A 12,307-nucleotide genomic window follows, 5' to 3' on the forward strand; every position below is an offset into this window, starting at 1 on the left:
TGGTGCAGCTGCACGGCATTTCTATCCCATGGCTCTGACATCGGGCTCGTGAGTTTGCGCCACGGAGGGTGGCCGGGATGAGGGTGCAACCCTCGACGGACGGGGACCAGCTTGCGGCACGCCCCGGGCGCAGACGCGCGCACGATCGCGGCGGTCAGGGGATCAGGAGCCAGTCCGCGCCCACCGCCGCCGCGAGGCCCGTGCCCAGGAGCCAGGTGGCCAGGCGGGTGCGGCCGTTCCTGCTCAGTTCGATCACTATTCCGCAGAGGATGAGCGCCAGGCCGTACACGCCTACGACCAGCACCGAGGAGCGGCTCGCGATGCGCAGGGCAAGGACCACGGCCATCGCCGCCATGCCCACCGATGACAGCGCGATACGGAGGTGGCGGGCCTGGCGCGGTGTCAGTCTGCCGTCCCCGCCGTCCTGTTCGGGTATCAGTGCGTCGGCGTCGGCGTCGGCGTCGGTAACCGTGTCCGTGCCCGTGTCGGTGTCCGTCTCCGTGTCCCGGTCCTGATTTCGGTGCTGGTCCCCGTCAGAAGTGCTCATGACGACGGATCGTAATCGTTCACCGGTTCGCCCGGGGACGGCACCGCGGTGGTCTACGGCAGCAGCCGGGGCGCCTCCGCCGCCGCGTCCACGGCCTCGGGGCTCCGCGCCTCGACCCGGCCCGCCAGCTCGTCGGCCCACGTGAGCAGGCCGTCCACGGCGAGGCCGTGCGGAGGCGCCTCCCGGTAGGCGGAGATCGCGGCCGCTCCACGGCGCAGCAGCCGTGCTCCGCCGGACGCGTTGCCACGGGCGGAGTGCGTCAGCCCCACCGCGATCTGAGCCAGGCCCCGCCACAGCTCACGTTCCGCGTCCGGGCCCGATTTCCACGCGTCCTCGAACACCTCGTGGGCATGGAACGGCATTCCCGCGTCCAGCAGCCGCTGAGCCTCCCGCACCGTTTCCGCCGGGGTGCGCACCACGCCCTCGGGCTGTCGCTCCACCCCCGCGGCACCGTAGGGCAGGGGGCGCCCGAGCCCGTCCCTGGGGCGCGCACTGCGTGCCCGGCCTTCCGAATCACGGTCCCTGCGAGTCTCGTCCACGGTCCAATTGTGCCTCGCACCTGCGAGGAACTCCTCGGAACCCTGTCCGCGAGGCCCTCGGCGCGACTAGTCTCGGCAGTCGTCATTGCCGGACTTTGGGGAAGGGTAGGCATGAAGCCGTCCCGGCCGTTGTACGAGCGCGAACCGGAACTCGCCGCCGCCGCACAAGCCGTGGACGCCCTGTGCGGCGCCCAGGCATCCGGCGGACTGCTGGTGTTCAGCGGTGAAGCCGGTATCGGCAAGACAGCACTGCTCGCCGAAGTCCGGACCATGGCCACCGGCCGTTGCACCATCTGGTCCGCACGCGGCGGAGAGACCGTCACCTCCGTACCGTTCCACGTCGTACGCCAACTGCTGCAGCCCGCGCTGGACCAGTTCCCCGAGGACGAGACGCGCGCCCTGTTCGGCGACTGGTACGAGACCACCGCGCCCGCCCTCGGCCTCGCCGAGCCGACCGGCCCGCAGCCCGACCCGCAGGGTGTCCGCGACGGACTCGACTTCGTCGTCGGCCGGCTGGCCTCGCGGCTCAGCCACCGGCCGTTACTGCTCATGGTGGACGACGCGCACTGGGCGGACGGCGAATCCCTCGCCTGGCTGGCCTCGTTCACCGCTCGCCTGGGTGAACTGCCGGTCCTCGTGGTCCAGGCCCACCGCCCGCAGGAACTGGCGGAACGCAACGCGGCCCTGACCGCCGCGCAGACCGAGCCCTCCGGGCACAACGCCCTCGTCAGGGTCGCCCTGCGCGCGCTCACCCCGGACGCCACGGCCGAACTCGTCCGCGCGGGACTCGGTGAGCACGCCGACGACCCCTTCTGCCGCGAGGTCTGGGCCGTCACCGGAGGCAACCCGTACGAGGCCGTCGAGCTCGTCGCCAAGGTGCAGGACCGCGAGCTGCCCCCGGTCGAGGAGTCCGCGGGAATGCTCCGCGAGCTGGGCGCCTCGGCGCGCGGCAGCGGTCTCGTCGCCCGGCTGGAACGGCTGGGCACCAACGCCAACCGGTTCGCCTGGGCCGCCGCCGTCCTCGGCACCGACATCTCCCAGGAGGTGGCCGCAACCCTCGCCGGCATGAGCTCGGCCGAGGCCGCCGACTGCACCGCACGGCTGCGCGACGCCCGTATCGTCAGCGGCTTCGATCCGCTGGAGTTCGTCCATCCGCTGATCGCGACCGCCGTGTACCGCTCGATCCCGCCGGCCACGCGCACCGCCTTCCACGGCAGAGCGGCCTGGGCCATCACCCGGGCCGGTCTCGGCGCCGCCGCGGCCTCCCGCCACCTGCTCGAAGTGCACCCGGACGACGATCAGGAACTGGTCGCCCAGCTCCGCGAAGCCGCCGGTCAGCACCTCGCGGTAGGCGCCCCCGAGGCTGCCAGGCGCTGCCTCGAACGGGCCCTGGAGGAGCCGCCACGGCCACAGGACAAGGCCGCCCTGCTGTACGAACTGGGCTGCGCCACGCTGCTCAGTTCGCCGCCCACCACGGTGCAGCACCTGCGCGCGGCCCTCGACATGCCGGGGCTCGGCGACGACCTGCGGATCGACGCCACGTTCCGGCTCGCGGCGGCGCTCGCCCACAACAACCAGCTGAAGGAGGCGGCGATCTCACTCGCCGCCGAGGCGTCCCGGACCGCCCCGGGCCCGGGTCTGATGCGACTGCAGGCCGGGCACTTCCTGTGGGAGGGGATGCAGGCCGTCGAGGACGACGGGCCCGCCCGCTCGCGCAGGCTCTCGCGCAACGCCGACCATCTCACCGGCCGGGACAACGCCGAGCGGGCCCTGCTGATCCTGCGCGCCTTCGACGCCATGGTCCGGGGCGAGAACGCCCAGCTCGTCGTCGACCTCTGCGAACGGGCCCTCGTGGACGGGCGCCCGGCCCGTGGGCTCGGCTGGACCGACACGGAGTGGGGCTTCGAGCTCCCCACCCTGGTCGGCATCACGTACGCGTTCACGGACGAGCTCGACCGGGCGGAAGAACTGTTCGGCGAGGCCGTGCGGGCTTTCGAGATCTCCGGCTGGAGCGGGGCGCACCTCGCCTTCGCCCACACGCTCCTCGGACTCGTCCACCGCCGCCGCGGACGCCTCGCGGAGGCCGAGGGCTTCCTGCGCGAGGGGCTGCGCCTCGCCGACCGTGTCGGCAGCGGGCTGCCCGTCCACTGGGACGCGGCCTGCCTGCTGATCGACACGCTGCTCGCCCGGGGCCGGATATCAGAGGCCCGGCTGGTCGCCGACCGGTACGACTTCGCCGCGCCCTACCCGAGCGCCATGGTGCTGCCCGACGGCCCGTGCGTCCGGGGCAGGCTTCTGCTCGCCGAAGGCCGTACCAAGGAGGCCATCGCCGAACTCGAAGCCGCGGGCGCCGCGATGGAGGCACGCGCCCGTTACAACGTCGTCTGGGCGCCCTGGGCCTGTGACCTGGCCCGCGCCCTGGTGGACGTGGACCCGGTGCGAGGCGCCCAGCTCGCCGCCACCGCCCGCGTCCATGCCGAGCGGTTCGGGACGGACACGGCGATCGGCGAGGCCCTTCGCTGCGTCGCCCTCTTCGCACCGGCGGAGGAGGCGGAGCACCTGCTGTCCGAAGCCGTCCGTCACCTGGAGGCGAACCCGACGACCTCGGCGTACGAGCACGCCATGGCCCGGTTCGACTACGGCCTCGCGATCCGCTCGCCGCGGGAGCTGGCCCGAGCCCAGAAGATGGCCACGAACTGCGGAGCCGAAGGTCTCGCGACCCGCGCCCAGCAGGCTCGGGCGTCGTTGCGGTCCTCGGAGTGAGGTAATGTTTCCCATGCGCGGCCACCCGGGGCAACCGGGAGGAAACGCATCGGGACGTGGCGCAGCTTGGTAGCGCACTTGACTGGGGGTCAAGGGGTCGCAGGTTCAAATCCTGTCGTCCCGACTGGAGACAGTCGCAGGTCAGGGCCGGTTTCGGAGAAATCCGAAACCGGCCCTCCGCTGTTCCCGGGACCGGCCGGGGGCGAGCGGGCCCTGACCGGTGTCAGCGGGTGGCGGCGACCGGATCCGATGCTGACCGGCCTGGGCGTCCGGATGGGCCGGGGAGCACCGGAAGCCCCCCGGGGCCCGGTCGGGCATCGCCGTTTCAGTGCGGTCCAGGCAGCGGCGGCTGTGACGTGATGAGGTCCTTGTACCAGCGGTAGCTCGTCTTGGGGGTGCGCTGCTGGGTCTCGTAGTCGACGTGGACGATCCCGAAGCGCTTGCTGTATCCGTGGGCCCACTCGAAGTTGTCGAGGAGGGACCACACGTAGTAGCCCCTCACGTCGACGCCCTGCGCGACCGCCTCCGCGACCGCGTTCAGGTGGCCCTGGAGGTAGGCGACGCGCTCGTCGTCGTGCACCGTTCCGTCCACGGCGAGGGTGTCGTGTTCGGCGGAGCCGTTCTCGGTGATGTGGATCGGCGGGAGACGGTCTCCGTAGCGTTCGCGCAGCGACACCAGGAGCAGGCGCAGGGTGTCGGGGGCGACGGGCCAGCCCATCGCCGTGTGGCGGACGTCCGGGACGGGTACCGCTTCGAAACGGTTGTCCATGGCGTCGCGGAGATCCGGGTCGGCCTGACGGTACGGAGCGGAGCGGACGACCGAGGGCGTGTAGTAGTTGACGCCGAGGAAGTCCAGGGGAGCCGCGATGAGTTCCAGGTCGCCCGGCCTGCGGAAGGTCTGCCGTTCGATCAGTTCGCCCCAGGTGTCCGTTTCTTCGCCGGGATAGCGGCCGCGCAGCAGCGGTTCGGTCCAGATCAGGTTGCGCTGGGTCTCGGCACGGATTGCCGCCGCCCGGTCCTCGGGCCGTGCCGAAGCGGGCGAGACCTGGTCCAGGTTGAGGGTGACGCCGGCTTCGCGGACACCGGCGGCGCGCAGCGCGCCCATCGCGAGACCGTGTCCGACGAGCAGGTGGTGGGCCGCGGCGAGGGCCGGTGTCCCCTCGGTGGCACCGGGAGCGTGGTGACCGTTCGCATATCCGAGGAAGGCGCTGCACCAGGGCTCGTTGAGGGTGATCCACCGGGGAACGCGGTCGGAGAGTCTCCCGGCGACGGCGTGCGCGTACGCGGCGAAGCGCTCTGCGGTGTCCCGGGAGCGCCATCCGCCGTCATCCTCCAGGGCCTGGGGGAGATCCCAGTGGTAGAGCGTGGCAGCCGGCTCGATACCCGCTTCCAGGAGGTCGTCCACCAGGCGCGCGTAGAAGTCGAGACCTTTGGCGTGGGCAGGTCCCGTCCCGGTGGGCTGCACGCGGGGCTAGGCGACGGAGAACCGGTACGAGGTCACTCCCAGTTCCTTCAGCAGGGCGACGTCCTCGCGGTGGCGGTGGTAGTGGTCGCAGGCCACATCGCCGGTGTCGCCACCCCGCACGGCTCCGGGGCGCCGGGAGAACGTGTCCCAGATCGACGGCCCGCGGCCGTCCTCCCGCGCGGCCCCCTCGATCTGGTAGGCAGCTGTGGCGGCACCGAGGACGAAACCGGGTGGAAGCACAGGGAACTGGGTCACACTCTTTTGTCCTTCGCTAGTTCCTTCGACAGTGGCTCATCCGGGGTCGGAACACGCCAGATGATGGAGCGCTTCAGTTGATCTGTACAGGGGATACAGGCGAAGCGAGATCATGTTTGACTAAACGATGACTTAACTGAACTCGTTTACTGGACAACGTTGTCAGCCCTGTGCAGAGTGTCTGCTGACCACGGACTCGTGCTGACGGAAGGGCTGAACGTGATGGTGTACGGGGCACTCGACATCGGCGGGACGAAGATCTCCGGGGCGCTCGTCGACGCTGAAGGGCGCCTGTTGGCGCGCGCGCGGCGGGCCACCCCGGCGCGGGAGCCGGGCGACGTGCTGATGGGTGCGGTGGCCGCCGTGCTCGACGATCTGTCGCAGTTCCCCGAATGGCCGGACCTCGCCTGTATGGGCATCGCGAGTGCGGGGCCGGTCGACACGGCCGCGGGGACCGTGAGTCCGGTCAACATCCCCGGCTGGCGCGGCTATCCACTGGTGGACGAGGTGCGCGCCCACCCGCGTATGCCGCTGGGTATGAAGCCGCTGCTGGTGGGCGACGCGGTGGCGATGGCCGCCGCCGAACACTGGACGGGCGCCGCCAGGGGTGTCGACAACGCGCTCTGCATGGTGGTCTCCACCGGGGTGGGTGGCGGACTGATCCTCAACGGCAGTCTCCACGCCGGGATTTCGGGGAACGCCGGTCACATCGGTCACATCTGCGTCGACATGAACGGGCCCCTGTGTCCGTGCGGCGCGCGGGGCTGTGTGGAGGGCTTCGCCAGCGGCACCGCCATCGCCGCCCACGCGCTGGCGGCCGGCTGGGTTCCTCCGGCGGGGCACCCGCCGACCGCGGCGGCGGTCGACGTGTCGGCGCGTGGCGGGGACGAGCGTGCTCTGGACGCCTACGAGCGGGCGGGGCAGGCGCTGGCAGCCGCCATCGCGGCGACCATCGCCCTCGTGGAACTCGATCTGGTGGTGATCGGCGGAGGCGTCTCCCAGGCCGGCGAGACCCTTTTCGGGCCGCTCCGCCGCCGTATGGAGGAGTACGCGGTCCTCGACTTCACACGCAACGTGCCGATCGTTCCGGCAGGACTCGCCCTGGACGCCGGGCTGATCGGCGCTGCCGCCGCCGCGGCGGCGGCAGCGGGGCTGTCCCGGACCGCCGGTATGACCCGGGCGCACGCTCTGCGCTGGTAACTCCCGTGGCGGGCAGGGAAGTTGACCGCCACTCCGTCTCGGGATCCTTCGGTCGCGGGCCGCGCCGGTACTTCCGTACAGCTAAACGGTTTCTGAACTTAACCGGTTCGGTTCGAAGTGTTGTGCGGGTAGGGAAGAGCCCATAACCTCTCTCTCAGCCGCCAGGCCGAACAGTCAACTAGCTCTGCTTTCAGATTAGTTGAGCGCGCATATGCGCAGCTGTCGGCAAGGCGGGCGCTCTTCCCGCTGTTCGGCGTGAGTCGCATTCCATGGCCGGACAGCGGGATTCGACCCGGCTCGTGCCTCATGTGGAGAACACCGACTCCGTAGGCGCCGGGGAGCACATCCCTCCGTACAGGAAATGCCGCACACCCGTGCCATAGGGCCCGGCTGTGCGCGCACCGAGTTGGGAGCAGGAATGAGAAAGAAACTGGCCACCGCGGCGGGAGCGCTGCTGGCCGTCGCCGCCTCGATGTTCGCCGCTCCGCCCGCCGCTCAGGCCGCGGACGCGGCGAGTGGGTTCCACGTCGCAGCCGGCAGGCTGCTGGACGCGAACGGCAACGACTTCGTCCTCAGGGGCGTCAACCACGCCCACACCTGGTACCCCGGGCGTACCCAGCAGGCACTCGCCGACGTGAAGGCACTGGGGGCCAACTCCGTCCGCGTGGTGCTGAGTACGGGCGACCGCTGGACGAAGAACGGCACGGACGACGTCAAGGCGGTCGTCGCGCAGTGCCGGGCGAACCGACTGGTCTGCGTCCTCGAACCCCATGACACCACGGGCTACGGGGAGCAGGACGGAGCGGTTTCCCTGGACCGGGCGGTCGACTACTGGGTGGACGTCCAGGACGCGGTGAAGGGGCAGGAGAAGTACGTCATCCTGAACCTCGGGAACGAGCCGCACGGAAACTCCGGATACGCCTCCTGGACCGCCGACACGTCGAATGCGATCGGGCGTATGCGTACCGCCGGATTCGAGCACACGCTCATGGCGGACGCCCCGAACTGGGGCCAGGACTGGTCCTTCACCATGCGTGACAACGCGCCGAGTGTCTTCGCCGCGGACCCGAGGCGAAACACCGTCTTCTCCATTCACATGTACGGCGTATTCGACACGGCACCCGAGGTCAGCGATTACCTGCACCGGTTCGTGTCACGCGGTCTGCCCATCGTCGTGGGCGAGTTCGGTGACGCGCACTCCGACGGAAACCCGGACGAGGACGCCATCCTCGCCACCAGCGAGCAGCTCGGTCTCGGTTACCTCGGATGGTCGTGGAGCGGAAACGGCGGCGGCGTCGAATACCTCGACATGGCGACCGGCTTCGACGCGAGCCGGCTGTCGCCCTGGGGCCGGCGCATCTTCGACGGTTCCAACGGCATCAAGCAGACCGCCGAGGAGGCAAGCGTCTTCGGAGCGGCCACCGGGGACACCGTGGCACCCACCGCGCCCGGTACCCCGTCCGCTGCGGACGTGACATCCGGCAGCGTCCGCCTCAGCTGGCCCGCGGCCACGGACAACACCGGGGTCACCGCCTACGACGTCGTACGCGTCGACGGCACCCAGGAGTCCCGCGTCACCACCACGACCACCACGAGCGCCGGTCTCAGCGGTCTGACCCCCGCCACGGCGCACACCTTCGCCGTGTACGCGCGTGACGCGGCCGGCAACCGCTCCCCGCGCTCCGCCACCGTGCGCGTCACCACCCAGGCAGGGCCCGCCACGGGGAAGTGCGCGGTCACCTACCGCCTCAGCGACTGGGGCAGCGTGTTCAACGCCGACGTCACCATCCGCAACACCGGAACCGAGGCGATCAAGGGCTGGCGGCTCGACTTCGCCTTCCCGGGCAGCCAGACGCTGACCTCCTCCTGGAACGCGAAGGTCGTCCAGGACGGCAAGCAGCTGCGCGCGACGCACGAGTCGTGGACCGAGACCATCCCCGCCGGTGGCACGGTGAGCTTCGGAATGAGCGGCTCCTCCACCGGCACCAACGGCATCCCGTCGGCGTTCAGCCTCAACAGCACGCTCTGCGCCACCAGTTGATGAAACAGCTCAGGGCCGTGCCTCGACGACCGAGACACGGCCCTGAGCCGCACGTGCTATCCGCGCGGCGGCGGACCGGTGGAGCCGCGGGGCGTGAGGGAAGGCGTGGGCGCCTGGAGCGAACCGCTGTGCGTACCGGCGATCACACCGAACAGGGTGCGCGCGACCTCCTCGCCGAAGTGGTGCACGTCGTGACTCATCGCCGACAGCGTCGGGTGCGTCAGCCGGCACAGCTGCGAGTCGTCCCACGCGAGCAGCGACAGGTCGTCGGGCACGACGAGACCCATCTCGGCGGCCACACCGGCACCCGCGACGGCCATGATGTCGTTGTCGTACAGAATCGCCGTCGGCCGGTCCGGGGACAGCAGCAGACCGCGGGTCGCCCGGGCACCGTCCTCGCCGGCGAAGCCCGTGGCCACCTGGCGGTGCTGCTCCAGGCCGAGCTCACGCGTCGTCGACTCGAACGCGGTCGCCCGGATGCCACTGTGCCCGAGACCCGTCGGCCCGCCGACCCGCGCGATGCGGCGGTGGCCCAGGGCGGCCAGATAGCGGACGGCCTCGGCCACCGCCGTGGCGTCGTCCGTCCAGACGGAGGGGAACGGTCCCGTCAGGGAGGGGTGCCCCACCGCGACAGCGGGCAGACCGATGGCCTGCAGCGCCGGCACACGCGGATCGTCCTGGTGGAAGTCCACGAGGATGGCGCCGCCGATCATCTTGCTGCGCCACCAGTTCTCGTACAGGGCGATCTCCTCGTCGAGGTCACGCACCAGACGCAGCAGGAGCGAGCACGAGCGGTCGGCGAGGACGCTCTCGATGCCGGAGATGAACTCCATGTAGAACGGTTCCAGGCCCAGCAGGCGGGCGGGACGGCAGATCGCGAGCCCGACGATGTCGATGCGCTGGTTGGAGAGGCTGCGCGCCGTCTGGTGGGGCGCCCAGCCGAGGTCGCGCGCGGCCTCGAAGATGCGCTCCTTGGTGGTCTGCGAGACACCCGGCCTGTTGTTGAACGCCATGGAGACCGCGCCCTTGGACACACCCGCCCGGGAGGCGACGTCGTTGATCGTGATGCGTCCGGAGGGGGGCTTCATGCCGTATCCGCACTGAACAGCGCGGCCCGGACGGCGTCGGCGTCCGTCGAGGCGTGACCGCTGATGCCGATACGTGTCTCCTCGCCGGGCAGCAGCGTCCGCAGTCCGCAGTCCGTGCTCGCCTCCGGGCCGAGGCGGTCAGCCTGTAGGAGGAGGTCTCTCACCAAGGTATGGGCAGTCACCACGACGTCGACCCTATCGCTCCGGCCCGCCACCGGTTCCAGCCGGACGTCGAACCGGGCTGCCGGGTAGGCGAACTCCTTGTCCGGGACGGGGAAGTGGACCGCGCGCAGGCCGTCCGCGTCGGCGACGAGGAACTCCTTGGAGGAGTGCTCGGCCGGCAGAAGGTCCGCCGGGACCGGCAGACGCACCACGGAACGCGGCTCCGCCACGACATCGAGCACCGACTCGCGCACCACCGTGCCGTCCGCTTCCCAGCGCCGGAGGGCGACGGACGTCCGCCAGGGGGTCGCGGACTGGTTGACGACGGCGACGACGAGTCCTCCGGCTTCGGGCTGGAGGGTCAGCAAGCGGTCCGCGTACACCCGGCGCAGCTCGTGGTAGAGGGGCTTCAGCCGCCCGTCACCGTCGATCGCCGCCCAGGAGCTGACCGGCCAGCAGTCGTTGAGCTGCCAGACCACCGTCCCCGCGCAGACCGGCCACTGCGCCCGCCAGTGCTCGATGCCCGCGGCGACCGCGCGCGCCTGAACGACCTGGGTGAGATAGTGCCACCGGTCGAAGTCCCCCTCGGGGAGGACGAAGTGGCGCGCCACCCCACGGTTGAGCTTCCCGTTGCCGTCCTCGGCCTTCTGGTGATGCAGCATTCCGGGGGAGTCGGGGGCGAGGTCCTCACCGGGCAGCGCCCTGCGGAGGGTCGCCATCGCGGGCGGTGCCTGCCAGCCGAACTCGGCCACGAACCGGGGCACGCTCGACCGGTACTCGGCGTAGTCCTGCCGGTTCCAGACCTCCCACGAGTGGTGGGTGCCGTGCCGCGGGTCGTTCGGGTGGTGGTCCCACGAACCGGACCAGGGGCTCCCCGCGGTGTAGGGACGGGTGGGATCGAGTTCGGCGACGATGCGGGGGAGCAGCCCGAGAAAGTACCCCTCACCCCAGGAGTCACCGGCGAGGGCCGGCTCCCATTCCCAGTCCCTGAAGCCCCACAGGTTCTCGTTGTTGCCGTTCCAGAGCACGAGGCTCGCGTGCGGCATCAGCCGGACAACGTTGTCCCGGGCCTCCGCCTCGACCTCGCCGCGCAGCGGCTGCTCCTCCGGGTACGCGGCGCAGGCGAAGAGGAAGTCCTGCCAGACCATCAGGCCCAGCTCGTCGCAGACGTCGTAGAAGGCGTCGTCCTCGTAGATCCCGCCGCCCCAGATCCGTACGAGGTCGATGTTGGCCTCGGCGGCCTGGGTCAGGCGCGTCCGGTACCGCTCCGGAGTGACGCGGCTCGGCAGGACGTCGTCCGGGATCCAGTTGACCCCCCGGGCGAAGACACGTACGCCGTTGACGACGAAGGTGCATCCCGTGCCGTGCTCGTCGGGGGAGCGGTCCAGCTCGACCGTGCGGAACCCGATCCGGCGGTGCCAGGTGTCGAGGCCGCCGCCCGATCCGTCGAGCAGGGTGACGTCGAGATCGTAGAGGGGCTGCTCGCCGTATCCGCGGGGCCACCAGAGCCGCGCGTCGGGTACCTCCAGCCGCAGGACCGTCTCCTCGCCGTCCAGCACGGCCTCGGTCCGCGCGCCGGCCACGCGGGCCCGTGCGAGGAGCGGGCGTCCTGCGCCGCGCTCCGTGCGCTCGATCCGGAGGTGTATCTCCACCTGCCCCGTGCCGTCCTGGGCCACCGTGACGAGCGGGCGCACCTGCGCGATCCTCGCGGTCGACCAGTGCTCCACCCGTACGGGACGCCACATGCCCGCGGTCACGACAGTGGGACCCCAGTCCCAGCCGAAGTTGGCCGCCATCTTGCGGATGTACTGGAACGGCTCGGGATACACGTTGGGCCGGTCCCCGGTCAGCTTCCTGACCCTTGCCGCCTCGTCGTAGGCGGAGGTGAAGGCGACCTCCAGCAGTCCGGTGCGCCCGGTGACGTCGAAGCGGTAACCGCGGTGCATGTTGCGTGTCGTGCCGAGGACTTCACCGGCGAGCGTGATCTCCGCGGCGGTGTCCAGGCCGTCGAAGACCAGGTCGCTCCGCTCATGGGCGCCGGCGTGGGACAGCCGGGTGACGTACGTCCACGCCCGGGCGCCGACCCAGGCGACCTCCGTCTCGTTGCGGCCGATGAACGGATCGGGGATGAGCCGAGCGGCCAGCAGATCGGTGTGTACGCAGCCCGGGACCTGCGCGGGGAGCAGAGCCCCTTCGTGGCGCAGGCTCCAGTCATCGGTCAGCTGGGTGACGTCCTTCATGGTGCGG

At 70.8% G+C, this 12,307-nt stretch carries 7 protein-coding genes, 1 tRNA gene and 1 pseudogene; 4 read left to right on the forward strand and 5 right to left on the reverse strand.

The features are described from left to right. Window positions 1–154: 154 nt before the first annotated feature. Both AB0C82_RS11375 and AB0C82_RS11380 read right to left on the reverse strand, forming a co-directional pair. Entirely contained in the window at window positions 155–547 is a 393-nt protein-coding gene (locus AB0C82_RS11375; RefSeq protein WP_362839095.1) for a hypothetical protein, read from the reverse strand. 53 nt (window positions 548–600) lie between these two features. Continuing rightward, window positions 601–1,086, reverse strand: a complete 486-nt coding sequence (locus tag AB0C82_RS11380) for a DUF309 domain-containing protein (protein ID WP_362839098.1) — start codon at window positions 1,084–1,086, stop codon at window positions 601–603. A 111-nt stretch (window positions 1,087–1,197) separates the two neighbouring features. On the opposite strand from AB0C82_RS11380, the gene AB0C82_RS11385 reads away from it, so the two are divergent. Together AB0C82_RS11385 and AB0C82_RS11390 are read left to right on the forward strand one after the other, a co-directional pair. Then, a complete protein-coding gene (locus AB0C82_RS11385) occupies window positions 1,198–3,849 on the forward strand; it encodes an AAA family ATPase (protein WP_362839100.1) in 2,652 nt (883 codons plus the stop codon). A 50-nt stretch (window positions 3,850–3,899) separates the two neighbouring features. After that, a tRNA-Pro gene (locus tag AB0C82_RS11390) sits at window positions 3,900–3,973 on the forward strand. A gap of 201 nt (window positions 3,974–4,174) precedes the next feature. Here AB0C82_RS11390 and AB0C82_RS11395 read toward each other — a convergent pair. Continuing rightward, a pseudogene (locus AB0C82_RS11395) lies at window positions 4,175–5,569 on the reverse strand (GH1 family beta-glucosidase). 222 nt (window positions 5,570–5,791) lie between these two features. Between AB0C82_RS11395 and AB0C82_RS11400 the strand changes: the two are divergent. Next, the gene (locus AB0C82_RS11400) at window positions 5,792–6,769 is read left to right on the forward strand and encodes an ROK family protein (RefSeq protein ID WP_362839848.1); all 978 of its coding nucleotides are present in this window, start codon (window positions 5,792–5,794) and stop codon (window positions 6,767–6,769) included. 418 nt (window positions 6,770–7,187) lie between these two features. Beyond that, window positions 7,188–8,810: a cellulase family glycosylhydrolase gene (locus tag AB0C82_RS11405; protein WP_362839103.1), complete on the forward strand. Its 1,623-nt coding sequence runs from the start codon at window positions 7,188–7,190 to the stop codon at window positions 8,808–8,810. 56 nt (window positions 8,811–8,866) lie between these two features. Here the strand turns inward: AB0C82_RS11405 and AB0C82_RS11410 are convergent, their stop codons facing one another. Together AB0C82_RS11410 and AB0C82_RS11415 are read right to left on the reverse strand one after the other, a co-directional pair. Further along, window positions 8,867–9,898 carry a LacI family DNA-binding transcriptional regulator gene (locus AB0C82_RS11410; protein ID WP_362839106.1) on the reverse strand — a complete coding sequence of 344 codons (1,032 nt, stop codon included), beginning with the start codon at window positions 9,896–9,898 and terminating at the stop codon, window positions 8,867–8,869. Beyond that, complete coding sequence (locus AB0C82_RS11415; protein WP_362839108.1) at window positions 9,895–12,300, reverse strand: glycoside hydrolase family 2 protein; 2,406 nt, start codon at window positions 12,298–12,300, stop codon at window positions 9,895–9,897. Before AB0C82_RS11415 ends, AB0C82_RS11410 begins: the two co-directional genes overlap by 4 nt. Between the last annotated feature and the right edge of the window lie 7 nt (window positions 12,301–12,307).

The organism is Streptomyces sp. NPDC048560, from assembly GCF_040650955.1.
Classification (GTDB): Bacteria; Actinomycetota; Actinomycetes; order Streptomycetales; family Streptomycetaceae; genus Streptomyces.

Excerpts from the sequence above, each read along its gene's own strand:
- AB0C82_RS11375 (WP_362839095.1), bottom strand. The coding sequence starts at position 547 with ATGAGCACTTCTGACGGGGACCAGCACCGAAATCAGGACCGGGACACG.
- AB0C82_RS11400 (WP_362839848.1), top strand. The coding sequence starts at position 5,792 with ATGGTGTACGGGGCACTCGACATCGGCGGGACGAAGATCTCCGGGGCG.
- AB0C82_RS11410 (WP_362839106.1), bottom strand. The coding sequence starts at position 9,898 with ATGAAGCCCCCCTCCGGACGCATCACGATCAACGACGTCGCCTCCCGG.
- AB0C82_RS11385 (WP_362839100.1), top strand. The coding sequence starts at position 1,198 with ATGAAGCCGTCCCGGCCGTTGTACGAGCGCGAACCGGAACTCGCCGCC.
- AB0C82_RS11405 (WP_362839103.1), top strand. The coding sequence starts at position 7,188 with ATGAGAAAGAAACTGGCCACCGCGGCGGGAGCGCTGCTGGCCGTCGCC.
- AB0C82_RS11415 (WP_362839108.1), bottom strand. The coding sequence starts at position 12,300 with ATGAAGGACGTCACCCAGCTGACCGATGACTGGAGCCTGCGCCACGAA.